At 65.0% G+C, this 23,619-nt stretch carries 17 protein-coding genes; 11 read left to right on the top strand and 6 right to left on the bottom strand.

All coding sequences use genetic code 11. The features are described 5' to 3' along the window. The first annotated feature begins 12 nt into the window (after positions 1–12). Positions 13–1,629 carry an FMN-binding glutamate synthase family protein gene (locus tag FW760_RS09700; protein ID WP_054914757.1) on the top strand — a complete coding sequence of 539 codons (1,617 nt, stop codon included), beginning with the start codon at positions 13–15 and terminating at the stop codon, positions 1,627–1,629. Positions 1,630–1,725: 96 nt separating this feature from the next. On the opposite strand, the gene FW760_RS09695 is transcribed toward FW760_RS09700, so the two are convergent. After that, the gene (locus tag FW760_RS09695; protein ID WP_043862000.1) at positions 1,726–3,150 is read right to left on the bottom strand and encodes an amino acid permease; all 1,425 of its coding nucleotides are present in this window, start codon (positions 3,148–3,150) and stop codon (positions 1,726–1,728) included. Between the two features lie 439 nt (positions 3,151–3,589). Between FW760_RS09695 and FW760_RS09690 the strand changes: the two genes are divergently transcribed. The 3 genes from FW760_RS09690 to FW760_RS09680 all read left to right on the top strand — a co-directional run bounded on the left by FW760_RS09690 (position 3,590) and on the right by FW760_RS09680 (position 8,236). After that, the gene (locus FW760_RS09690; protein WP_088515478.1) at positions 3,590–6,736 is read left to right on the top strand and encodes a transglycosylase domain-containing protein; all 3,147 of its coding nucleotides are present in this window, start codon (positions 3,590–3,592) and stop codon (positions 6,734–6,736) included. Between the two features lie 166 nt (positions 6,737–6,902). After that, positions 6,903–7,475, top strand: a complete 573-nt coding sequence (locus FW760_RS09685) for a PadR family transcriptional regulator (protein WP_054914759.1) — start codon at positions 6,903–6,905, stop codon at positions 7,473–7,475. Beyond that, positions 7,472–8,236, top strand: a complete 765-nt coding sequence (locus FW760_RS09680) for a siderophore-interacting protein (protein ID WP_116052175.1) — start codon at positions 7,472–7,474, stop codon at positions 8,234–8,236. The genes FW760_RS09685 and FW760_RS09680 overlap by 4 nt, the downstream gene beginning before the upstream one ends. A 10-nt stretch (positions 8,237–8,246) precedes the next feature. Here FW760_RS09680 and FW760_RS09675 read toward each other — a convergent pair whose 3' ends face one another. Together FW760_RS09675 and FW760_RS09670 are read right to left on the bottom strand one after the other, a co-directional pair. Beyond that, positions 8,247–8,885, bottom strand: a complete 639-nt coding sequence (locus tag FW760_RS09675) for a Pr6Pr family membrane protein (RefSeq protein ID WP_371920447.1) — start codon at positions 8,883–8,885, stop codon at positions 8,247–8,249. A 25-nt stretch (positions 8,886–8,910) separates the two neighbouring features. Further along, positions 8,911–9,132 carry a VF530 family protein gene (locus tag FW760_RS09670; protein ID WP_043862005.1) on the bottom strand — a complete coding sequence of 74 codons (222 nt, stop codon included), beginning with the start codon at positions 9,130–9,132 and terminating at the stop codon, positions 8,911–8,913. A 197-nt stretch (positions 9,133–9,329) separates the two neighbouring features. Here FW760_RS09670 and FW760_RS09665 point away from each other — a divergent pair, with 197 nt between their 5' ends. From FW760_RS09665 to FW760_RS09645, 5 genes are all read left to right on the top strand, one after another. Beyond that, complete coding sequence (locus FW760_RS09665) at positions 9,330–11,378, top strand: TonB-dependent receptor (protein WP_116052176.1); 2,049 nt, start codon at positions 9,330–9,332, stop codon at positions 11,376–11,378. A gap of 200 nt (positions 11,379–11,578) precedes the next feature. Beyond that, the gene (locus FW760_RS09660; RefSeq protein WP_116052177.1) at positions 11,579–12,931 is read left to right on the top strand and encodes a carbohydrate porin; all 1,353 of its coding nucleotides are present in this window, start codon (positions 11,579–11,581) and stop codon (positions 12,929–12,931) included. 46 nt (positions 12,932–12,977) lie between these two features. Beyond that, complete coding sequence (locus FW760_RS09655; RefSeq protein WP_446443757.1) at positions 12,978–15,386, top strand: glucose/quinate/shikimate family membrane-bound PQQ-dependent dehydrogenase; 2,409 nt, start codon at positions 12,978–12,980, stop codon at positions 15,384–15,386. A 146-nt stretch (positions 15,387–15,532) separates the two neighbouring features. After that, positions 15,533–17,953 (top strand): endopeptidase La, encoded by a 2,421-nt coding sequence (gene lon, locus FW760_RS09650; RefSeq protein ID WP_043862009.1) that lies wholly within the window; start codon positions 15,533–15,535, stop codon positions 17,951–17,953. 135 nt (positions 17,954–18,088) lie between these two features. Continuing rightward, positions 18,089–18,487 (top strand): protease inhibitor I42 family protein, encoded by a 399-nt coding sequence (locus tag FW760_RS09645; RefSeq protein ID WP_043862010.1) that lies wholly within the window; start codon positions 18,089–18,091, stop codon positions 18,485–18,487. Positions 18,488–18,505: 18 nt separating this feature from the next. On the opposite strand, the gene FW760_RS09640 is transcribed toward FW760_RS09645, so the two are convergent. From FW760_RS09640 to FW760_RS09630, 3 genes are all read right to left on the bottom strand, one after another. Beyond that, entirely contained in the window at positions 18,506–19,420 is a 915-nt protein-coding gene (locus tag FW760_RS09640) for a hypothetical protein (RefSeq protein ID WP_054914765.1), read from the bottom strand. A gap of 79 nt (positions 19,421–19,499) precedes the next feature. Then, the gene (locus FW760_RS09635; protein WP_058540954.1) at positions 19,500–20,504 is read right to left on the bottom strand and encodes an alpha-xenorhabdolysin family binary toxin subunit B; all 1,005 of its coding nucleotides are present in this window, start codon (positions 20,502–20,504) and stop codon (positions 19,500–19,502) included. Positions 20,505–20,514: 10 nt separating this feature from the next. Beyond that, positions 20,515–21,690: an alpha-xenorhabdolysin family binary toxin subunit A gene (locus tag FW760_RS09630; protein WP_446443756.1), complete on the bottom strand. Its 1,176-nt coding sequence runs from the start codon at positions 21,688–21,690 to the stop codon at positions 20,515–20,517. Positions 21,691–21,852: 162 nt separating this feature from the next. Here FW760_RS09630 and cmoA point away from each other — a divergent pair, with 162 nt between their 5' ends. Together cmoA and cmoB are read left to right on the top strand one after the other, a co-directional pair. Further along, a complete protein-coding gene (cmoA, locus tag FW760_RS09625) occupies positions 21,853–22,632 on the top strand; it encodes a carboxy-S-adenosyl-L-methionine synthase CmoA (protein ID WP_173925038.1) in 780 nt (259 codons plus the stop codon). Beyond that, positions 22,629–23,585, top strand: coding sequence for a tRNA 5-methoxyuridine(34)/uridine 5-oxyacetic acid(34) synthase CmoB (cmoB, locus tag FW760_RS09620; protein WP_043862015.1), 957 nt, complete (start codon positions 22,629–22,631; stop codon positions 23,583–23,585). The genes cmoA and cmoB overlap by 4 nt, the downstream gene beginning before the upstream one ends. The last annotated feature ends 34 nt before the right edge of the window (positions 23,586–23,619 follow it).

Genomic DNA, 23,619 nt, shown 5'->3' with positions numbered 1-23,619 from the left:
AAAGGAACCCGCATGAGCCTCTCCCTCCTCAGCCGTTATGCCTTCTTCGCCGCGTGTGTCGTGTTCACCCTCGCCAGCCTGCCGTTCCTGCACCACGACTGGCTGTGGCCCTTCACCCTGGTCACCGGCCTGCTCAGCCTGCTGGGCCTGTTCGACCTGCTGCAGAGCCGCCATGCGGTGCGGCGCAACTACCCGATCCTGGGCAATATCCGCTACCTGGTGGAGGGCATCCGCCCGGAAATCCGCCAGTACCTGCTCGAATCCGACAGCGATGCGCTGCCCTTCTCCCGCGCCCAGCGCTCGCTGGTGTACTCGCGGGCCAAGAACGAAACCGCCGACAAGCCGTTCGGCACCCTGATCGACGTCTACCAGTCGGGCTTCGAGTTCATCGGCCACTCCATGCGCCCGGCACCGCTCAGCGACCCCGAGAGCTTTCGGGTGATCGTCGGCGGCCCGCAGTGCACCCAGCCCTATTCGGCCTCGGTGTTCAACATCTCGGCCATGAGCTTCGGCTCGCTCAGCGCCAACGCCATTCGCGCCCTCAACCAGGGCGCCAAGCTCGGCAACTTCGCACATGACACCGGCGAGGGCAGCATCAGCCCCTACCACCGCGAACATGGCGGCGACCTGACCTGGGAACTGGGCAGCGGCTACTTCGGCTGCCGCACCTCGGACGGTCGCTTCGACCCCGAGCGCTTCGCGCAGCAGGCCAGCAGCCCGCAGGTGCGCATGATCGAAATCAAGATGAGCCAGGGCGCCAAGCCCGGCCACGGCGGCATCCTGCCCAAGCACAAGGTGACCCAGGAAATCGCCGACACCCGCGGCATCATGATGGGCGAAGACTGCATCTCGCCGTCGCGCCACAGCGCGTTCTCCACCCCCATCGAGCTGATGCAGTTCATTGCCCAGCTGCGCGAGCTGTCCGGCGGCAAGCCGGTCGGCTTCAAGTTCTGCCTGGGCCACCCGTGGGAGTTCATGGGCATTGCCAAGGCCATGCTCGAGACCGGCATCCTGCCCGACTTCATCGTGGTCGACGGCAAGGAAGGCGGCACCGGCGCCGCGCCGGTGGAGTTCACCGACCACATCGGCGTGCCGCTGCGCGAAGGGCTGCTGTTCGTGCACAACACCCTGGTGGGGCTGAACCTGCGCGACAAGATCAAGCTGGGCGCCAGCGGCAAGATCGTCAGTGCGTTCGATATCGCCAGCGTGCTGGCCATCGGTGCCGACTGGGCCAACTCGGCGCGCGGCTTCATGTTCGCCATCGGCTGCATCCAGTCGCAAAGCTGCCATACCAACAAGTGCCCGACCGGCGTGGCCACCCAGGACGGCCTGCGCCAGCGGGCGCTGGTGGTGCCGGACAAGGCGCAGCGGGTGTTCAGCTTCCACCGCAACACGCTCAAGGCGCTGGCCGAGATGCTCGCCGCCGCCGGGCTGGATCACCCCTCGCAGCTGGAGGCCAAGCACCTGGTGCGGCGCATGTCGGCCACCGAGATCAAGCTGTTCTCGCAGCTGCACGTGTTCCTCAAGCCGGGTGAACTGCTTACCGGCGAGGTGAACGGCGAGTTCTACTCGCGGATGTGGCAAATGGCGCGGGCAGACAGTTTCGAGCCCAACGCCGAAGCGGCGTAACGACGTCGCCGACTCCTCACCTGCAGGAGCCGGCATTGCCGGCGAAGGGGCAGTACAGCCACATAAAAACCCCGGCCTGGGCCGGGGTTGTGTACATCAGGATGCGCTGGATGCCGCCACTGCTTCACTGTCGCCCTTGGGCGCCAGCTTGAACACGTGGTACAGCACCGTCAGCATTACCAGGAACGCCGGGCCGATGAACAGCGCCACGCGGGTTTCCTCGAAGTAGGCCATCAGGCCGACCACCAGGATCAGGAACGCCAGGGCCAGGTAGGAACTCAGCGGCCACAGCCACATGCGGTACTTGAGCGCGGCCCGTTCGGCCTGGCTCAGCCCGGCGCGAAAGCGCAGTTGCGCCAGCAGGATCATCACCCAGGTCCAGATCGCGCCGAAGGTAGCGATCGAGGTCACCCACACGAAGACCTTTTCAGGTACCAGGTAGTTGGCCAGCACGCCCAGCAGCAGCGCGCCGATCGACAGCAGCAGTGCATTGCGCGGCACGCCGTTGCGCGAGGTGCGCGCAAAGCTGGCCGGGGCCTGGCCGTTCTGCGCCAGGCTGTAGAGCATGCGCCCGGTACTGAAGATACCGCCGTTGCACGACGACAGCGCCGCGGTGATCACCACGAAGTTGATGATGCCGGCTGCGGTCTTGATGCCCAGGCGCTCGAAGGTCATCACGAACGGGCTACCCTGGCTGCCGATCTCGTTCCACGGGTACAGCGACAGGATCACGAACAGCGCGCCGACGTAGAACAGCAGGATGCGCCAGAACACCGAGCCGATGGCCTGCGGGATGGTCTTTTGCGGGTTGCGCGCTTCACCGGCGGTAAGGCCGATCATCTCTACGCCCAGGTAGGCGAACATCACCATCTGCAGCGACATCAGCACGCCGGTCACGCCGTTGGGCATGAAGCCGCCATGACTCCACAGGTTGGAGATGCCCAGCGCCACACCGTCGTTGCCGAAGCCGAAGGCGATCACGCCGATGCCGCCCAGCACCATGGCGATGATGGTCACGATCTTGATCAGGGCGAACCAGAACTCGAACTCGCCGAAGGCCTTCACCGCCACCAGGTTGATCGCGCCCATGCTGCCCAGCGCCGCCAGGGCCCAGATCCAGCGCGGTACGTCCGGGAACCAGATGCCCATGTAGATGGCCACCGCGGTGATCTCGGCGACACAGGTCACCAGCCACAGGAACCAGTAGTTCCAGCCGGTCAGAAAGCCCGCCAGCGGGCCCAGGTAGTCTTGTGCGTAGCGGCTGAAGGACCCGGCCACCGGGTTGTGCACGGCCATCTCGCCCAGCGCGCGCATGATCACCAGGATCGCCAGGCCGCCGATGATGTAGGACAGCATGATCGCCGGCCCGGCCATTTCGATGGCCTTGGCCGAACCGAGGAACAGCCCGACACCGATACAGGCGCCCAGCGCCATCAGGCGAATGTGACGTTCGCCGAGTTCCCGCTTGAGTGGGCCGCCCTGGGCGGTCTCACCATGAGAAGGGTGGTTGCCGACTGGCATAGGAATACAACCTCATTTTGTTATTGGATATAACCCTTCGTGCAGGCTGTACAGCGCCGATAGGCTGCTGTTTCGCCGCGCCGGGCTCACCTTGTGGGCAAGCACGTCGACCGGGGCGCGGAGCACCGGCCGAGCGAAAGGGGCGAGCAGTATAGGAAGGCCGCTACAGGGCTTTTCACTATATAAACCCCGATATTTGGCGAGAACTCTCGGCAATTACCGCTTATTCGGAGTGGCATTACCCGCGCTTGGCCGTGCGGGTGTCAACCGGGCGGCTAACATAGCACCAAAACGGGGCAACACAACCTTGCACCAAAGGCGCATGTTCGCGCCGTGATTGGCGAACCTGCCGCTGGCAACCCACAAATTTTTCATCAATTGCGACCAGCGTCTAAGCTTCAGGCAAGCGAGACGAACATACGCAGCCGGGCTGAACACTATGGGCGCACAGTGGCAAACGGAACCAGACAAGACGCAGGCTGCCGCAGAACAACCGGATACTCCCGCATTGCCCAAACGTCCCCGCCGGCGCTATGGCTGGTGGCTGTTCGGCCTGCTGGTGCTGGGGGCCCTGGTACTGCTGGGCCTGGCGATCGCCCGTGAAATGCACACCTCGCGCCTGCAGGCGCGCGAGTTCAGCCAGTTCGCCGCCACCCTGAGCTATTCGATGCACAAGGGCCCCAGCGATGCCGTCATCTACCCGGGCGAAGGCCCGTTCGACAAGCGCCTGGGCTACAGCGCGCTGGGCGAGTTTCTGCCGCGGCTGTTCAAGCGCGATTACGTGATCGTCGAGCAGGCGCGTTTTTCGCCGGCGCTGATGAACTATGTGCAGCACGGGTTCTTCGTGCCCTATGCCGAGAAGATCCAGGCCGGCCTGTCGATCACCGACTGCAAGGGCGACGCGCTGTACCAGTTCCATTACCCGCAGCACCTGTACCCGGATTTCGCCTCGATCCCGCCGGTGATCGTGCACAGCCTGCTGTTCATCGAGAACCGCGACCTGCTCGACCCCGCCGATCCGCGCAGCAACCCGGCGGTGGACTGGCCGCGCTTCGCCATGGCCGCCTACAGTCAGGTCGCCAAGCACCTGGCCCTGCCCGGCCAGTCGGCCGGCGGCAGCACGCTGGCCACGCAGCTGGAAAAATACCGCCACTCCCCCGATGGCCTCACGGTGTCGGGCAGCGAGAAACTGCGCCAGATGATTTCGGCCAGCGTGCGCGCCTACCAGGACGGGCCGCAGACCCTGGGCGCACGCCAGCGCATCGTGCGCGACTACCTCAACAGCGTGCCGCTGTCGGCGGTGCCCGGCCACGGCGAAGTGCACGGCATGGCCGAGGGCCTGCGGGTGTGGTACGGCGCCGACTTTGCCGAGGTCAACAAGACCCTGGCCAGTACCGACAGCGACCCGGCCAGCCTGGCCGCACGAGGCCTGGCGCTGCGCCAGGTGCTGTCGCTGATGATCGCCCAGCGCCGCCCATCGCACTTTCTGTCCAAGGGTCGCAACGAACTGGCCACCCTCACCGACAGCCACGTGCGCCTGCTGGCCGCCAACAACATCATCGACCGCCCGCTGGCCGATGCCGCGCTGGCAAGCAAGGTGGTGTTTCGCGACTGGGTGGCACAGCCGACCATCGTGCCCATCGTCACCAACAAGGGCATCAGCGTGGCTCGCAGCCGCTTGTCGTCGGCGCTGGGGCGCCCGCTGTACGACCTGGACCGCCTCGACCTGTCGGCCACCAGCACTTTGCAGGCCGACCTGCAGGGGCAGGTCAGCGAGTACCTCAAGAGCCTCGCCGACCCGGCCTTTGCGGCGCAGATGGGGCTGATTGGCGAACGCCTGCTGACCCCCACCAGCACCACCCAGGTGCGCTACAGCTTCACCCTACTGGAACGCACCGCCGACGGCTCGCGGGTACGGGTACAGACCGACAGCACCGACCAGCCGTTCGACATCAACGAGGGCAGCAAGCTTGAGCTGGGCTCCACCGCCAAGTTGCGGGTGCTGACCCAGTACCTGGAAATCATCGCCGAGCTGCACGACAAGTACGTCGACATGACCCCGGCCCAGTTGAGCAAGGTGGAGGTGGCCGACACCGACTTCATCAGCCGCTGGGCCCTGGATTACCTGGCCCGCAACAAGGACCGCAACATCACCGCGATGCTCGACGCGGCGCTGGAGCGCAAGTATTCGGCCAGCCCCGGCGAAGCCTTTTTCACCGGCGGCGGCATGCATGTGTTCAACAACTTTCGCCGCGAGGACAACGGCCGCATGCCGACACTCAAGGATGCCCTGCGCGAGTCGATCAACCTGCCCTTCATTCGCCTGATGCGCGACCTGGTGCGCTACAGCACCTATTCGGCACCGGGCAACAGCGGCAAGTTGCTCAAGGACGATGCCGAGCCGCGGCGCCAGGAATACCTTGCCCGCTTCGCCGACCGCGAGGGCACCGACTTCATGCGCCGGTTCTGGAAGAAGTACCAGCGCAAGACCTCCCAGGAACGCCTGGACACCTTTCTCGACAGCCTGCGGGTCACGCCGATCCGCCTGGCCGCCGTGCACCGCTACCTGTTCCCCGAGGCCGACCAGGCCACCTTCAACGCCTTCGTGCGCGCGCACATGAAGGCCGAGCCAGGGGCGGCCAAGCGGCCACCGCTGAAAAAGGACCAACTGACCGACCAGCGTCTGGAAGGCCTGTATGCCGCCTACGGCCCGGGCACCTACGACCTGCCCGACCAGGGCTACATCGCCCGGGTGCACCCGCTGGACCTGTGGCTGCTGGGCTACCTGCTGAAGAACCCCACCGCAAGCTTTCAGGACGCGGTGCTGGCCAGCCATTTCGAACGCCAGGAAGTCTACAGCTGGCTGTTCAAGAGCCGGCACAAGGGCGCCCGTGACAGCCGTATCCGTACCATGGTCGAGATCGAGGCGTTCCTCGACATTCACCAGCGCTGGAAGCGCGTGGGCTACCCGTTCGATCACCTGGTGCCATCGCTGGCCACCGCCATCGGCAGCTCGGGCGACCGCCCGGCGGCGCTGGCCGAGCTGGTGGGCATCATCCAGAACGACGGCGTGCGCCTGCCGGTGCTGCGTATCGACACCCTGCACTTCGCCGCCGACACGCCCTATGAACTGCGCCTGGCCGGTGACCCGGACCGGGGCCAGCGGGTACTGTCGGTGGAAGTGGCGCGGGCCCTGCGCGGGGCCATGTCGCAGGTGGTGGACGCCGGTACGGCACGACGGGTGTCGGGGAGCTTCAAGCTGCCCGATGGCACCCTGCTGACCATGGGCGGCAAGACCGGCACCGGGGACAACCGCATCGAGAGCTTCGGTGCTGGCGGGCGGCTGATCGGTTCGCGTTCGTTGAACCGCACCGCGACGTTCGTGTTCTTTCTGGGCGACAACCATTTCGGCACCTTGACGGCGTTCGTGCCGGGGCGCGCGGCCGAGGCATTCAAGTTCACCTCGGCGTTGCCGGTGCAGGTGCTCAAGGGCATGGCGCCGATACTGCTGCCATACCTGCAGCCGGGGGGCAACACGTTGTGCACGCCGCCGCTGGTGGCAACGCAAGACCTTTCGAAGCCCTGACGCCATTCGCCCGCCTGCAGCAACCACACGCTTGCGTGCAGGAGCCGGCCTTGCCGGTGAAACAGATCACTGCCAAATGCGAAAAATAATCATCTCCATGTCTTGCGTTAAGATATATCTTGAGTAATATCTTTAGATACATCGCAACGCAGACAGGAGACAGTCCATGCGTGACCATCACCCACCCCACCGCGACAGCGGCGAGCGCCATGACGGCTTCGAGCGCCGGCACGGCCGTGAACGCGGCGACCGTGGCCCCCGCGTGTTCGCCCCCGGCGATCTCAAGTTGCTGCTGCTGGCCATGCTTTCGGAAAAGCCCGGGCACGGCTACGACCTGATCCGCCAGATCGAGGCCGAGTTCGACGGCGGCTACAGCCCCAGCCCCGGCGTGATCTACCCGACCCTGACCTTTCTCGAAGAGAGCGAGCTGATCAGCGGCGAAGTCCACGGCAGCAAGAAGCTCTACAGCGTCACCGACGCCGGGCGCCAGTCGCTGGTCGACCAGGCCATCGCCCTGGACGGCGTGCGCACGCGCATCGAGGTGAGCAAGCGCTCGATGCGCGTGCACGACCGTCCGCCGGAAATCCACGAAGCCGTCCACAACCTGCGCCATGCCCTGCAGATCCATGCCGGGCGCTGGAACCCCGCAGAGATCGAGCGGGTACGCACCCTGCTCAACGACACCGCAAAAGCCATCGTTGCCGGCCCGGCAACCCCCACCCAGGAGACTTCCGAATGACGGACAGCCCCAACCTTTCGATCCATCGCGTCAACCACGAGATCAAGCGCCGCCGCCTCGAGGTACTGCGCGTGACCGAGCTGACCCCGCGCATGCGCCGCATCACCCTCGGCGGCGCCGAGTTGCAGGGCTTTCTCAGCGTCGGCAGCGACGACCACGTCAAACTCATGTTCGCCTGCTCCCCCGAAGAACAGGTGGCCCTGGACAACCCCGGCGCCACCGACGTGCGACCGACCATGCGCGAGTACACCCCGCGGCGCATCGACCTGGCCGCCGGCGAGCTGGACCTGGACTTCGTGCTGCACGGCGATGGCCCCGCCTCCACCTGGGCGGCCCAGGCCGAACCCGGCCATTACCTGCATATCGCCGGGCCACGCGCCTCGCTGGTGGTGCCGGACATCTTCGACAGCTACCTGCTGGTGGGCGATGAAACCGCCATCCCGGCCATCGGCCGCCGGCTCGAAGAGTTGCCAGCCGGACGCAAGGTGCTGGCGGTGATCGAAATCGAGGACGAGCAGGAACGCCAGCCACTGCCCAGCACGGCGCAGGTCGAGGTGATCTGGGTACGGCGCCACCAGCAGGACGTGCTGCAGGTGTTGCGCGACCTGAGCCTGCCGTCGGGCACGCTGTACGCCTGGGTTGCCCTGGAAAAGGCGCTGACGCGCAAGGCCAAGAGCCTGCTGCTGGAAGAGAAAGGCGTGAACGAGGCGTACCTCAAGGCGGCCGCCTACTGGCGACTGGACCCCAACGACGAGGAATAAGCGTCGACCTTCAGGGTTGCGCCTGGGCCCGTGCCAGGCGCCTGCCCTGCCAGCGGTCGAGGAGAATCAGCAGCACGCCGACCAGAATGAAGCCCCCCAGCATGGCCAGCGCATTGAGCAGCACCTGCGCATAGCCCAGGCTCGCCACATCGACGAACGGGTACGGATAGAAACCGATACCGTGACCGCGCGCCAGCACATACCCAAAGTACCCCAGCGGATACACCAGCCAGCCCAGCAGGTGGGTGAAACGCAACTGCCCCTTGGGCACGCACCACCACCAGTACAGCGCATAGGCCGCCGGCATCACGTCGTGCAGCAGCTCATCGGCCAGCCACTGCCAGCCCTGCGGTTGCCACAGGTGACGCAGCAACAGGCTGTAGGCCAGCGCCACGAACACGATGCTCACCGCCACCCCGGAACTCACCCAGGGCGACAGCCACCAGCGCCGCGCCGCCGATTCACGGCCAAAGGCCGCCTGGGTCAGCACCGTGGCCACCAGGGTATTGCTCAACACCGTGAAATAACCGAACAGATTCACCAGCCCGCCCAGCAGGCTGGCCTGATCCTGCCAGCGCGCCAGCAGCACCAGATACAGCTGGATGGTCAACGCCGCCCAGCCAAGGCCCGCCAGCAGGCCGATGCCCATGCGACGGTCAGCCACCGGCATCGGCTCAGCGACCGCGTTGCAGCTTCAGGTACAGGCGCTCGACCTTCTCCCGCGCCCAGGGCGTCTTGCGCAGGAAGGTCAGGCTCGACTTGATGCTCGGGTCACTCTTGAAGCAGCGGATATCGATGCGCTGCGCCAGCCCTTCCCATTGGTAGTGCGCCACCAGCGCGGTGAGGATCTGTTCCAGTGTCACGCCATGCAGCGGGTTGTTGTCAGCGGCAGTCATGCCTGTGCTCCAGCCAAACGAAGGTGCGCACCTTAGCCCAGGTGCGGCGGCGCGTCAGCACCTGGTGCGGCCTTTCTCGATCAAGGGCACCTGAGGTGATTCTAGTGACCGCGAAGGCTCTGGACAGCACCTTGGCATTTATTGTTTTACGGTAATGTTATATTGTAACCAAAACGATAACTGCCAAGGACCCCACCATGCGTCACCTGCCGCTCCACCTCTCCCCCCTTGCCGCCGCACTGTGGCTGGCCTCGCTGCCCAGCCACGCGGTTGAACTGCAACCCCAGGTCATCACCGCCAACCCGTTGGGCACCCCGCTGGCAACCCCCAGCAGCGTGCTCGAAGGCGACACATTGACCCTGCAGCAAAAGGGCAGCCTGGGCGAAACCCTGAACACCCAGCCCGGCGTCGCCTCCACCTGGTTCGGCCCGGGCGCCAGCCGCCCGGTGATCCGCGGCCTGGACGGCGACCGGATCCGTATCCTGCGCAACGGCGTGGGTGCACTGGATGCCTCTTCGCTGTCGTACGACCACGCCGTGCCACTGGACCCGGTGAACGTCGAGCGCGTCGAGATCGTGCGCGGCCCGGCCGCTCTGCTCTACGGTGGCAATGCCATCGGCGGGGTGGTCAACACCTTCGACAACCGCATCCCCGACGCGCCGGTGCAAGGCATTCATGGTGCCGGCGAGCTGCGCTACGGGGGCGCCGACACCACCCGCAGCAGTGCGGGCAAGCTGGAAGCCGGCGATGGCCGCTTCGCCCTGCACCTGGACGCCAACAGCCGCCAGTTCAACGATTTGCGCATCCCCGGCTACGCCCGCAGTTCGAAGGTGCGCGATGCCGACGAACCCGGCGGCAAGCATCGCCTGGAAAACAGCGACGGGCGCCAGGACGGTGGTGCCGTCGGCGGTTCGTACAACTGGGAACACGGTTACGCGGGCCTGTCCTACAGCCGCTACGATGCCAACTACGGTTCGGTGGCCGAGCCCGGCGTGCGTCTGGCCATGGAACAGGACCACTACGCCTTTGCCTCCGAACTGCGCGACCTCGACGGCCCGTTCAGCTCGCTCAAGTTCGACGCCGGCTACACCGACTACAAGCATCAGGAGCTGGAAGGCGGCGAGGTGCATACCACCTTCAAGAACAAGGGCTACGAGGCCCGCGTCGAGGCTCGGCACCAGCCGCTGGGGCCGGTGGAAGGCGTGATCGGCGCCCAGGTCACCCGCAACGAGTTCTCGGCGTTGGGCGAAGAAGCCTTCGTGCCGCAGACCGATACCGACAGCCTGGCGCTGTTCGTGCTCGAACAGTGGAAGGCCACCGACCGCCTCGACCTGAGCCTGGGCGCACGCCTGGAGCACACCCGGGTCGACCCCGACAGCCAGGGCAGCGAACGTTTCGCCCAGGCCGACAGCGCCAGCAGCTTCACCGCCGCCAGCCTGTCCTCGGGTGCGGTGTACCAGTTGACCCCGGTGTGGTCGCTGGCCGCCAGCCTGGGCTACACCGAACGTGCACCGACCTTCTACGAGCTGTATGCCAATGGCGCTCACGTCGCCACCGGCACCTACGAGGTGGGCGACCCGGGGCTTTCGAAGGAGAAGGCGATCTCCAGCGACCTGGCCCTGCGTTTCGACAACGGCACGCACAAGGGCAGCGTGGGCGTGTTCTACAGCCACTTCCGCAACTACATAGGCCTGCTGGCCAGCGGCAACCTGCGCGAAGGGCATGATCACGATCACGGGGATGACGATCACGATCACGACCATGATCACGAGCATGGCGACGTGCCCGAATACCTCTATCACGGCGTGCGCGCCCGCTTCTACGGCATCGAAGCCCAGGACCGCTGGCAACTGCTGGAAAACGCCTACGGCAGCTTCGCCCTGGAACTGTCTGGCGACTACACCCGCGCCAAGAACCTGGATACCGGCGAAGACCTGCCACGCATTGCCCCGCTGCGCCTGAACAGCGGCCTGACCTGGAACCTTGAACGCTGGCAGGCACGGGTCGACGTGCAGCATGCCAGCAGCCAGCATCGCAAGCCGGCCAATGAAACCAGCACCGACGGCTACACCACCCTGGGGGCCAGCGTGGGCTATCGCTTCGAGATCGGCCAGAGTGAATGGCTGGCCTTCGTGCGCGGCGAAAACCTCACCGACCAGACCGTACGCTATGCCAGTTCGATCCTGCGCGACATCGCCCCAGCGCCGGGTCGCAGCGTCCAGGTAGGCCTGCGAACCACCTTCTGAACCCACACCGTTGCCGGATTGTTACCCATCCGGCAACGGTCACTCTTGCTGATCCGGCTTTTTTTCCGGCACGTTCGCCTATATCCTCCCCGCCTCAAGCTGAACCGCTTCACCTATTCCTGATACTGCCTTGCCCTCGACGATGCCTGCATCTCGGGCAATTTGCCGTTCTTCCAACAATCAAAAGACAGCGCTATCTCATGCATCAGTTCAATCATCTGCCCCCCGCCGCCGCGACCTTGCTGGCAGGCCTGGCCGCCAGCACGCTGGCCTGCAGCCTGCAGGCCGCCCCCCTCTTCGACGGCGACTCGCCCTGGATGCTCGGCGACTGGGGCGGCACACGCTCGGCGCTGGCCGAGCGCGGCTACGACTTCACCCTGGGCTACACCGGGGAGATGGGCAGCAACCTGCACGGTGGCCACGACCACAGCAACACCGCCCGCTACAGCGACCAGTTCAGCCTGGGCAGCCACCTGGACCTGCAGAAGATCCTCGGCTGGCAGGGCGCCGAATTCCAGTTGACCGTGACCGAGCGCCACGGCAACAACATCAGCAACGATCGCATCAACGATCCGCGGGTGGGCGGCTTCACCTCGGCCCAGGAAGTCTGGGGCCGTGGCCAGACCTGGCGGCTGACCCAGATGTGGTTCAAGCAGACGTACCTGGACGGCGACCTCGACGTGAAGGTCGGGCGCTTCGGCCAGGGCGAGGACTTCAACAGCTTCCCCTGCGACTTCCAGAACCTGGCCTTCTGCGGCTCGCAGGTGGGCAACTGGGCCGGCAGCATCTGGTACAACTGGCCGGTGAGCCAGTGGGCCCTGCGCGTCAAGTACCACCTTACGCCGGAACTCTACGCCCAGGTCGGTGCCTACGAACAGAACCCCTCCAACCTCGAGCGCCAGAACGGCTTCAAGCTCAGCGGCAGCGGCACCCAGGGCGCGGTACTGCCGGTGGAACTGGTGTGGACGCCGGCCATCGACGGCCTCAAAGGGGAATATCGCGCCGGTTACTACTACAGTAGTGCCAAGGCACAAGATGTTTACAAGGACGGCAACGGCCAACCGGCAGCCCTCAGTGGCCAGGACTATCGCAGCAGCTCGAGCAAGCACGGGTTCTGGCTGGGGGCACAGCAGCAGGTGACGTCGTTGGCCAGCGATCACTCACGTGGCCTGAGCGTTTTTGCCAATGCCACGCTGCACGACAAGAAGACCAATGCCATCGACAACTATGTTCAGGCAGGTGTGGTTTACAAAGGGCTGTTCGATGCCCGCGCCAAGGACGACATCGGCTTCGCCCTCGCTCGCGTGCACGTCAACCCGGCCTATCGCAGGAACGCCGAGGCCCGCAACCGCGCCAATGCCCTCTTCGACTACGACAACCCCGCCTTCCTGCCCGTCCAGGACACCGAGTACAGCGCCGAGCTGTATTACGGCATCCACCTGGCCCAGTGGCTGACCGTGCGCCCGAACCTGCAGTACATCCGCCACCCGGGCGGGGTCGGGCACGTGGACGACGCGCTGATCGGCGGCCTCAAGATCCAGAGCAGCTTCTGAACGGGCCCTGCGGCTCGAACCTTTTCACCTTGATGGAGAACACACGATGAGCACTGATGGTGCCTTGAGTAGAACCCGCTGGCTGCCGAGACTGCTCGGCGTGCTGCTGTTGCTGATGGGGCTGGCGCTGCTGGCCGGCGGTATCAAGCTGAGCCAGCTCGGCGGCTCGCTGTATTACCTGATCGCCGGTATCGGCTTTGCCCTGTCGGGCGTGCTGCTGCTGGCACTGCGCCGCACCGCGCTGGGCCTGTACGGCCTGGTGCTGCTGGGTAGCACCCTGTGGGCATTGTGGGAGGTCGGCCTGGACTGGTGGCAACTGGTACCGCGCCTGTCGCTGTGGTTCGCCCTGGGCGTGGTGTTGCTGCTGCCGTGGGCACGCCGCCCGCTGCTGGGCCAACCCGGCAAGCTCAACACCGGCCTGCTGAGCCTGGCGGTGGTGCTGTCGGGCGCCACCGCAGTGGCAAGCCAGTTCACCTTCCCGGGTGAAATCAAGGGCGAGCTGGGCCGCGACAGCACCGAGCTGAGCAGCACCGCGCCGGCCATGCCCGATGGCGACTGGCAGGCCTACGGGCGCACCGAATTCGGTGACCGCTACTCGCCGCTGCGCCAGATCACCCCGAACAACGTGCACAAGCTCGAAGAGGCCTGGCGCATTCGTACCGGCGACCTGCCGACCAGCGATGACCCGGTCGAGCTGACCAACGAGAACACCCCGCTCAAGGTCAATGGCAAGCTGTATGCCTGCACCGCGCACAGCAAGGTGCTGGCCCTGGACCCGGATACCGGTGCCGAGATCTGGCGCTTCGATCCGCAGATCAAGAGCCCGGTGGGCTTCAAGGGCTTTGCCCACATGACCTGCCGTGGCGTGTCGTACTACGACGAAAACAACTACGTGAACATGGACGGCGCCCCTGCGCCGAAAATCTCCGAAGCCGGCCAGGCCGTGGTGCGCAGCTGCCCGCGTCGCCTGTACCTGCCCACCGCCGATGCGCGCCTGATCGCGATCAACGCCGACACCGGCAAGGTCTGCGAAGGCTTCGGCAACCAGGGCGTGGTCGACCTGACCCAGGGCATCGGCCCGTTCACCGCCGGTGGCTACTACTCCACCTCGCCTGCCGCGATCACTCGCGAGCTGGTGATCATCGGTGGCCACGTCACCGACAACGAGTCCACCAACGAGCCCTCGGGCGTGATCCGTGCCTACGACGTGCATGACGGTCGTCTGGTCTGGAACTGGGACAGCGACAACCCGGACGAGACCGCGCCGCTGGCACCGGGCAAGACCTACAGCCGCAACTCGGCCAACATGTGGTCGCTGGCCAGCGTCGACGAGAAGCTGGGCATCGTGTACCTGCCACTGGGCAACCAGACCCCTGACCAGTGGGGCGCCGACCGCACCCCAGGTGCCGAGAAGTTCAGTGCCGGCATCGTCGCCCTGGACCTGGCCACCGGCAAGGTACGCTGGAACTACCAGTTCACCCACCACGACCTGTGGGACATGGACGTCGGCAGCCAGCCGACCCTGCTCGACCTGAAGACCGCCGACGGCGTCAAACCTGCGCTGATCGCACCGACCAAGCAGGGCAGCCTGTACGTGCTCGACCGTCGTGACGGCAGTGCCATCGTGCCGATCCGCGAGATCCCGGCGCCCCAGGGCGCGGTCAAGGGCGACCACACCGCACCGACCCAGGCCCGCTCGGACCTGAACCTGCTGGGCCCGGACCTGACCGAGGCGGCCATGTGGGGCGCCAGCCCGTTCGATCAGATGCTGTGCCGTATCCAGTTCCGCGAACTGCGCTACGAGGGCCAGTACACCCCGCCGTCGGAGCAGGGCAGCCTGATCTACCCGGGCAACGTGGGCGTGTTCAACTGGGGCGGCGTGTCGGTCGACCCCGTGCGTCAGCTGCTGTTCACCAGCCCCAACTACATGGCCTTCGTGTCGAAGATGGTGCCGCGTGCCGAAGTGGCCGAGGGCAGCAAGCGCGAAAGCGAGACCAGCGGCGTGCAGCCCAACACCGGCGCACCTTACGCGGTGATCATGCACCCGTTCATGTCGCCCCTGGGCGTACCGTGCCAGGCCCCGGCCTGGGGCTATGTGGCCGGTATCGACCTGACCACCAACAAGGTGGTGTGGAAGCACAAGAACGGCACCAGCCGCGACAGCTCGCCGATTCCGATCGGCCTGCCGGTGGGTGTACCGAGCATGGGCGGCTCGATGGTGACGGCCGGCGGCCTGGGCTTTTTGAGCGGCACCCTGGACCAGTACCTGCGTGCGTATGACGTGAACACCGGCAAGGAGCTGTGGAAATCGCGCCTGCCGGCTGGCGGCCAGGCCACGCCGATGACCTACACCGGCAAGGATGGCCAGCAGTACGTGCTGGTGATGGCTGGCGGGCACGGTTCGCTGGGCACAAAGATGGGCGATTACGTGATCGCCTACAAACTGGCGCAGTGATCGACCGCTGAACCTGGGCTGCCGTGCAGCCCTTCGCCGGCCTTGTCGCTGAAGGGGCCGCCCGGCACTGCACATACCTGTCCGCCCATTGAAACCTCCCCCCTCCCGCCCCATCTAAGCACCATAGTCATTCACGCAGGTGCCCCATGAGCGACCAGCAGGATCTCCCCGAACATCCCGACCAAGACGCTGAAGTCGAGCATCTCGACGCCTCCGACCACACCGGTCGCACCCTCGCCATCCCCGGCCAGCAACTGCCGGACAAGGTCTACGTGATCCCGATCCACAACCGCCCGTTCTTCCCCGCGCAGGTACTGCCGGTGATCGTCAACGAAGAACCCTGGGCCGAGACCCTGGACCTGGTGGCCAAGACCCCGCATCACAACCTGGCGCTGTTCTTCATGGACACCCCGCCCGAAGACCATCGCCACTTCGATACCTCGGCCCTGCCGCTGTACGGCACCCTGGTCAAGGTGCACCACGCCAGCCGCGAGAACGGCAAGCTGCAGTTCGTCGCCCAGGGCCTGACCCGCGTGCGGATCCGCACCTGGCTCAAGCACCACCGCCCGCCCTACCTGGTGGAAGTCGAATACCCGCACCAGCCCAGCCAGCCGACCGACGAGGTCAAGGCCTACGGCATGGCCCTGATCAACGCGATCAAGGAGCTGCTGCCGCTCAATCCGCTGTACAGCGAAGAGCTGAAGAACTACCTCAACCGCTTCAGCCCCAACGACCCTTCGCCGCTCACCGACTTTGCCGCCGCCCTGACCTCCGCCACCGGCAACCAGCTGCAGGAAGTACTCGACTGCGTGCCCATGCTCAAGCGCATGGAAAAGGTGCTGCCGATGCTGCGCAAGGAAGTCGAGGTGGCACGCCTGCAGAACGAGATCTCTGCCGAGGTGAACCGCCAGATCGGCGAGCACCAGCGCGAGTTCTTCCTCAAGGAACAGCTCAAGGTCATCCAGCAGGAGCTGGGGCTGACCAAGGACGATCGCAGCGCCGACCTGGAGCAGTTCCAGCAGCGCCTGGCAGGCAAGACCCTGCCCGCTGCGGCGCAAAAGCGCATCGACGAAGAAATGGGCAAGCTGTCGATCCTGGAGACCGGCTCGCCCGAGTACGCCGTCACCCGCAACTACCTGGAATGGGCCACCGCCCTGCCCTGGGGCGTGTACGGCAAGGACAAGCTCGACCTCAGGCATGCACGCAAGGTGCTCGACCAGCACCACGCCGGCCTGGATGACATCAAGGATCGCATCATCGAGTTCCTTGCCGTGGGCGCCTACAAGGGCGAGATCAGCGGTTCGATCGTGCTGCTGGTGGGCCCGCCGGGCGTGGGCAAGACCAGCATCGGCAAGTCCATCGCCGAGTCCCTGGGGCGGCCGTTCTACCGCTTCAGCGTCGGCGGCATGCGCGATGAGGCCGAGATCAAGGGCCACCGGCGCACCTACATCGGTGCCCAGCCGGGCAAGCTGGTGCAGGCGCTCAAGGACGTCGAGGTGATGAACCCGGTGATCATGCTCGACGAGATCGACAAGATGGGCCAGAGCTACCAGGGCGACCCGGCCTCGGCCCTGCTCGAAACCCTGGACCCGGAACAGAACGTCGACTTCCTCGACCATTACCTGGACCTGCGCCTGGACCTGTCCAAGGTGCTGTTCGTGTGCACCGCCAACACCCTCGATGCCATCCCCGGGCCGCTGCTCGACCGCATGGAGGTGATCCGCCTGTCCGGTTACATCACCGAGGAAAAGGTCGCCATCGCCAAGCGTCACCTGTGGCCCAAGCAACTGGCCAAGGCCGGCGTGGCCAAGGCCAGCCTGGGTATCAGCGACAGCGCATTGCGCACGGTTATCGAAGGCTATGCCCGTGAAGCCGGGGTGCGCCAGCTGGAGAAGCAACTGGGCAAGCTGGTGCGCAAGGCCGTGGTGCAGTTGATCGACACACCCGATGCAGTGATAAAGATCGGCCCCAAGGACCTCGAAGCTTCACTCGGCATGCCGGTGTTTCGCAGCGAGCAGGTGCTGTCGGGCAAGGGCGTGATCACCGGCCTGGCCTGGACCAGCATGGGCGGCGCCACGCTGCCGATCGAGGCGACCCGCATCCACACCCTCAACCGTGGCTTCAAGCTCACCGGCCAGCTGGGCGAGGTGATGAAGGAATCCGCCGAGATCGCCTACAGCTACGTCAGCGCCAATCTCAAGCAGTACGGTGGTGAGGTAGGCTACTTCAACGAGTCGTTCATTCACCTGCACGTGCCCGAAGGGGCCACGCCCAAGGACGGCCCGAGCGCCGGGGTGACCATGGCCAGCGCCCTGCTGTCCCTGGCACGCGACCAGGCACCGAAAAAAGGCGTGGCCATGACCGGCGAGCTGACCCTGACCGGGCAGGTACTGCCGATTGGCGGGGTACGCGAGAAGGTGATTGCGGCGCGCCGGCAGAAGATCCACGAGCTGATCCTGCCGGAGGCCAACCGCGGCGACTTCGAAGAACTGCCCGGCTACCTGAAGGCCGGCCTGCAGGTGCATTTTGCCAGGCGCTTCAGCGACGTGGCCAAGGTGCTGTTCTGAAACAGCGGTAACAGAAACAGCGCGGGCTGCAGGCAGCCCGCGCGGGCACCCGGCAGCGAAGCGTGAGAATCTTCCCAACGCAGCACACTTTCCCTATTATCGGCTGCCCGGACCCTCCCCGAGCCAGGAGTCATGATGACCGCATCCCGTGTGTTACTGAGTTCGAGCCTGATACTCCTGGCCAGCTGTGCCAGCCAGCCCACACCTCCACAGCCGCTGCTGGTGGAAAAACAGAGCCAGTGCCCGGTCACGCTCGATGTCGGCCAGGCCATCACCCTGGCGTTGCCCAGCAACCCCAGTACCGGTTATCGCTGGCTGCTGCAGAATCCGGCCAACGGCGTACTTGCGGCGCTGGGCCCCGAGGTCTACAGCAACCCCGAAGACACCGGCCTGGTGGGCAGTGCCGGCCGATCGCTGTGGCGCTTCAAGGCCAGCGCCAGCGGCAGCGGCCACCTGCTGCTGGTGTATCAGCAACCCTGGGCACCGGAGGTCAAGCCGGCGATGAGCTTCGACTGCGACATCCAGGTACGCTGAGGCTGCGCCGCGGAGCATTTACTCGAGGCGTTTCTGAAGACGCCTGGCGCACTCTTCGATGAATGACCACTGCGCCAGGAAATTCTTGAAGTGAATGACGAATCTGGCCAGTTGCTGACTGTCCTGCATGCTGTGCAACTTGCCGATCGAGGCGTCCAGATAGGTCTCGATGAACTGCCAGGCGGTCTGCAGGTGCGACGCAGCAGTGGTGACGTCTTCCAGGCGTACCACCAGATTTCGCATGCGCTGCGCCAGTAGCCCCAGGTTCCCTTCCTTTGTGCCGGATGCCACCAGGCGCTCGATCTTGCGCCCCAGTGCCGGCCTCAATTCGAACCGGGCGTCATCACGAAACCTGTCGGTCTCCTTGCGTACTTCGCCGACCTGGAACTGGAAGACGCCCGCCGAGTTCTTGAGGTTGGCCACCCACCGTGCCATCTCCAGCACAAGGGTTCGGTCTGGTGCATCCAGTTGCACGGGCACCTCGAACTGCACGCCTTGCCAAGCCTCCCTGCGCCCGCCCAACGCCTTGGTACGTTCACAGGCCAGCAGCGCACGCTCGCCTGACAGGCTGATGGAGCTGGCGCAGTTGATCAGCGCGATGGGCAACTGAATGCTTTTCTGCTTCAACCGCCCCCATGAGTCGGCGTGGAGGTTGATGCGATGGAACAACACCTGCATCGGGTAGAAGTCGAGCTCGGGGTCCGGGTGACGGTAGTATCCCAACCACTGCAGAAAGGCCTCCCGTCGGGTCGGAATCGCCATCACATGGTCCATGTAGGCATCCAGCACGGCAACGTGTTCGCGGGTGAACGTCAGGTCGATTCGCCCCTCCTCCTCCAGATCCTGCACCAATTGCAGCGGAATCAGGGCTATCTGGGTATCCAGCTCATCCTGAGGCAGTGGATGCCTCAGTCTTTGAATAATGTTGTTCATTGTGGGTCATCACCAGAGCAATCCAGAAGCCGCAAGGCGCTGCTGGCCAGCACAGCCTGCAGCGCCTTGCGCCCTTCACTCAAAGGCCGGCAACATACTCGGCCTTGATCTTTTTCTTGTAGGCTTTCAACGCCTCGACCAGCTCGCTGACCGCTCTCAACGCCTGCACATCGTCGATGCTGCAGGCGATGAGCCGATCCCAAACCGGCTTCAGTTGCACGGCGATGCGCCTGATGCCGGCCAGCCATTGCTCGCGTGACGTGACCAGCTCGGCATAAGCCTCAAGGTGCTGGCACTGGGCCTGGAGGCGCGTCTTGTCCCGTGCCATCGCGGTCAGTTGCAGTTGCAGTTCATCGTGCTGCTTCTGCATCCCTCGGCGCTGCTCGAGCATCGTTGCATAGCGCATGCCTTCCATTGCCGCACCGATGATTTCGCCAATTTTCTTCAGCGCGCCTTGCACTGCCTCGACCGACAGTCCGCCCGTGGCGATGACATCCGCCGCCGCCTTGAGCTGCTCGGTGGTCGGCAACAGGCCGCCGAAGGTGGATTCCACCTTGGCCGCCTCAAGTACCTTGATCGCCTCGTCAAGACTGGCCAGGGCCTCGCGCCGCACGGCCAGTTCGTCTTCGCAGGCCTTGCTATTGGCCGCCAGCCTGTCGAGCTCGCCCTGATAGCGAGCCTTGTCGGCACTGGAGTCATAGACCGGGATGGCCGTGATCTGAGCCGTGGCCGTGCGCAACTGCCCCAACTGATCGTTGAGCTTGACGGCAATCTCGCCGATGGCGTCCTGTGCCACCTCCAGATACTGCGCAATGTCCTCGGGATCATCGTTCGGGTCGATGTCCTTTTCGAGGCCGCCCAGGTCATTGCTCTTGATCGCGACGATGATGCGATCGGCATGGCGCATCAGTTGCTGGAGATTGTCGTCAAGACAGCGTGCATTGCGCTCCACACGCTCGTGCAACAGGGGCAGGAAGGCATAGCGGCTGTCCTGGGCGGCCTTCAGGTAGGCGGCACCGGCACGCAGGACCCTGTCGAACTGCGGATCATCCCAGCCCAGCGGAAATTGAAGAATGTTGCTCATGGGTAGCTCCTTATTGGGCCCACAGCGTGTCGTCGAAGACCCGGCTCATGGTGATGGAGCAGGCTTCGATAAACGCCCACTGCGAGAGAAAGTTTCTGAAATGGATGATGAAAATGCCCAGCTGCCGGCTGTCGTTCATCTTTTCGAGCTTTTCGATGGACGCTTCGATGTAGGTGCCGATGGTCTGCCAGGCCGTCTGCAGGTGCGAGGAAGCGGTCACCACCTCCTGCAGGCGGGTGGCCAGTTCATCCATATGGGTCGTGAGTACCTGCAGGCGTCCCTCCAGGTTGACCGCCGCCGTCAGGCGCGCCCCGACAGCCTTGCGTTCCTTCTGCACCCGGTTGCGGGTCTTGCGCACCTTTTCGGCCTTGGAGCCGTAGATCGAGCCTGAGATGACCGCCCCCAGCGGGCCGGCCGCCAGCCCGGACAGGGCCGCCTTGACGTACTCGTCGTACTGCTTGTTGAGGTTGTCGATTTCCTTGTCCAGCTGCGCCAGCTCATCGCGCAGGGCCTGGGTGGCACCGCTGGCCTGGTGACGCTCGATGGCGTCGGTCTTGAGGGCGACCTCGTTCATCAGCTCGAAACGCGCGGTGTCGCGAAAGGTTTCGGTGTGGCTGCGCACACTGCTTACACGCGCGTGAAAATGCTCGACTTCATCCTTGAGCACCTCCATGTAGTCCACCAGCGACGAGACGATCTCCCGGTCGCCGAAGCTCAACGCAACCGGCGCTGCGAACTGCACGGACTCCCACGTATCACGCCGCCCGCCAAGGGCCTTGGTCTTCTCGCATTCCTGCATCACCCCCTCGCCGGTGGTGTTGATGCCACGGGCACACACCCCCAGCTCGGCGGACAGCTTCTTGCACTCGTCGGACAGCGTGCCCCAGGCGCGGGCATGCTTGTGCAGGTTGAGAAAGGTCGTGCGCATGGCACTGACCGACAGTACCGGCTCCTTGATGTCGGTGTAGCCAAGCCAGGGCACCAGCGACGCGGTTTCGGTCGGCAGGCCGGTGACATACTTCACATACTGATTGAGCGTGACGATATGTTCGCGGGAAAGCGTCAGCCCTCCCTCGTTTTCGCCATCACGCTGGTTCATGCCTTCGATCAGGTTTCTGGGCAGCAGGGCCGCTTCCTTTTCCAGTTCACCGGTATCGTACGAGCGCGCGCCAGGTTCGAGTTTCATTTCACATTCCTTGTGAGTGAGCCAATAGGGTCAAGCCACTTCACTCTAAGGACCCGCCGGCAAGACAAATAGCCGGCAGGCTTTCCTCGAAGCCGGCATTGGAATGCAGCGGCCAGCCGCGCCGGTCAGTCGGCCATGCATCCTGTTGCAACATTGGCTAAAATGCCGGCCCTTTACCGCCGAACGCCTGGATTGCCCGTGAGCAAAGAGCCCGATCGCCTGTTCGCCACCCCGCTGGCGCAGGTCCCCGATTTCACCTTCAACGAAGATGTCGTGCGGGTTTTCCCCGACATGATCAAGCGCTCGGTGCCCGGCTACCCGACGATCGTCGAGAACATCGGCGTGCTGGCTGCCCAGTTCGCCCAGCCCGATACCCTGCTGTACGACCTGGGCAGCTCGCTCGGTGCGGTGACCCAGGCGATGCGCCGACATGTACGCAGCGAGGGCTGCAAGGTGCTGGCGGTAGACAACTCCCCGGCCATGGTCGAGCGCTGCCGCGAATACCTCAGCCACCAGGACGCGATGCACCAGGAGTTGCTGCCGGTGCAGGTGATCGAGGCCGACATCACCGCGCTGGACCTGCAGCCGGCGTCGGTGGTGGCGCTGAACTTCACCCTGCAGTTCATCGAGCCGCAGGCACGCCTGGCCCTGCTTGGCCGCATTCGCCAGTGCCTGGTGCCTGGCGGCGCACTGATCCTGTCGGAGAAGCTGCGCTTTGCCGACCCGCAGCAGCAGGCCCTGCTCACCGATCTGCACGTGGCCTTCAAACGCGCCAACGGCTACAGCGAACTGGAAATTGCCCAGAAGCGCAGTGCCATCGAAAACGTGATGAAACCCGACAGCCTCGAGGAACACCGTCAGCGCCTGCTGGCAGCCGGTTTCTCGCAGGTGGTGCCGTGGTTCCAGTGCCTGAACTTCGCCTCGCTGATTGCCCTGCCATGATCGATCTGACTCCCCTGGTCCGCCGCATGGCGGGCACCCCATTGGCGCACTGGGCTCAAGGCCTGCAGGCGCAACTCGATGCCAAGCTGGAAAAGGGCCATGGCGACCTGGAGCGCTGGCAAAGCGCACTGGATGCGCTGCCGGCCCTGGAGCCCAGCCAGGTCGACCTGCTGCACGGCCTGCGCCTGGACAGCGACTGCGACGACGCCACCCGCGCACAGGTGCGCACCGCGCTGATGGGCCTGTCGCCCTGGCGCAAGGGCCCGTTCGACCTGTTCGGCGTGCACGTGGACACCGAATGGCGTTCGGACTGGAAGTGGTCACGGGTCGCGCCGCACCTGGACCTGCGCGGCAAACGCGTGCTGGATGTGGGCTGTGGCAACGGCTACTACCAATGGCGCATGCTCGGCGCCGGCGCCGACAGCGTGATCGGCGTAGACCCCAACTGGTTGTTCTTCTGCCAGTTCCAGGCCGTGCAGCGTTACCTGCCGGACCTTCCCGCCTGGCACTTGCCGTTCGCCCTGGAAGACCTGCCGGCCAACCTGGAAGGTTTCGACACGGTGTTCTCGATGGGGGTGTTCTACCACCGCCGCTCGCCGATCGAGCATTTGCTGGCGCTCAAGGACTGCCTGGTCAAGGGGGGCGAACTGGTGTTGGAAACCCTGGTGGTCGAGGGTGACGAGCATCAGGTGCTGGTGCCTGAAGACCGCTATGCGCAGATGCGCAATGTATGGTTTCTGCCCTCGGTGCCGGCACTGGAGCGCTGGTTGCGTCGCGCCGGCTTCAGCGATGTGCGCTGCGTGGATGTGAGCGTGACCAGCGTCGAGGAACAACGCAGCACCGACTGGATGCGCTACCAGTCGCTGAGCGACTTCCTCGACCCTACCGACCCGACCCGAACCGTCGAAGGCCTGCCGGCACCCAGGCGGGCGGTGCTGGTGGCGCGCAAGTAATCAGAAGGGGGCCTCTTCGCCTGCAGGAGCCGGC

It is taken from the genome of Pseudomonas sp. 1176_21 (assembly GCF_052850635.1).
Note: the sequence above shows the minus strand (reverse complement) of the source record. Positions and strands in the feature narration are given on the sequence as shown.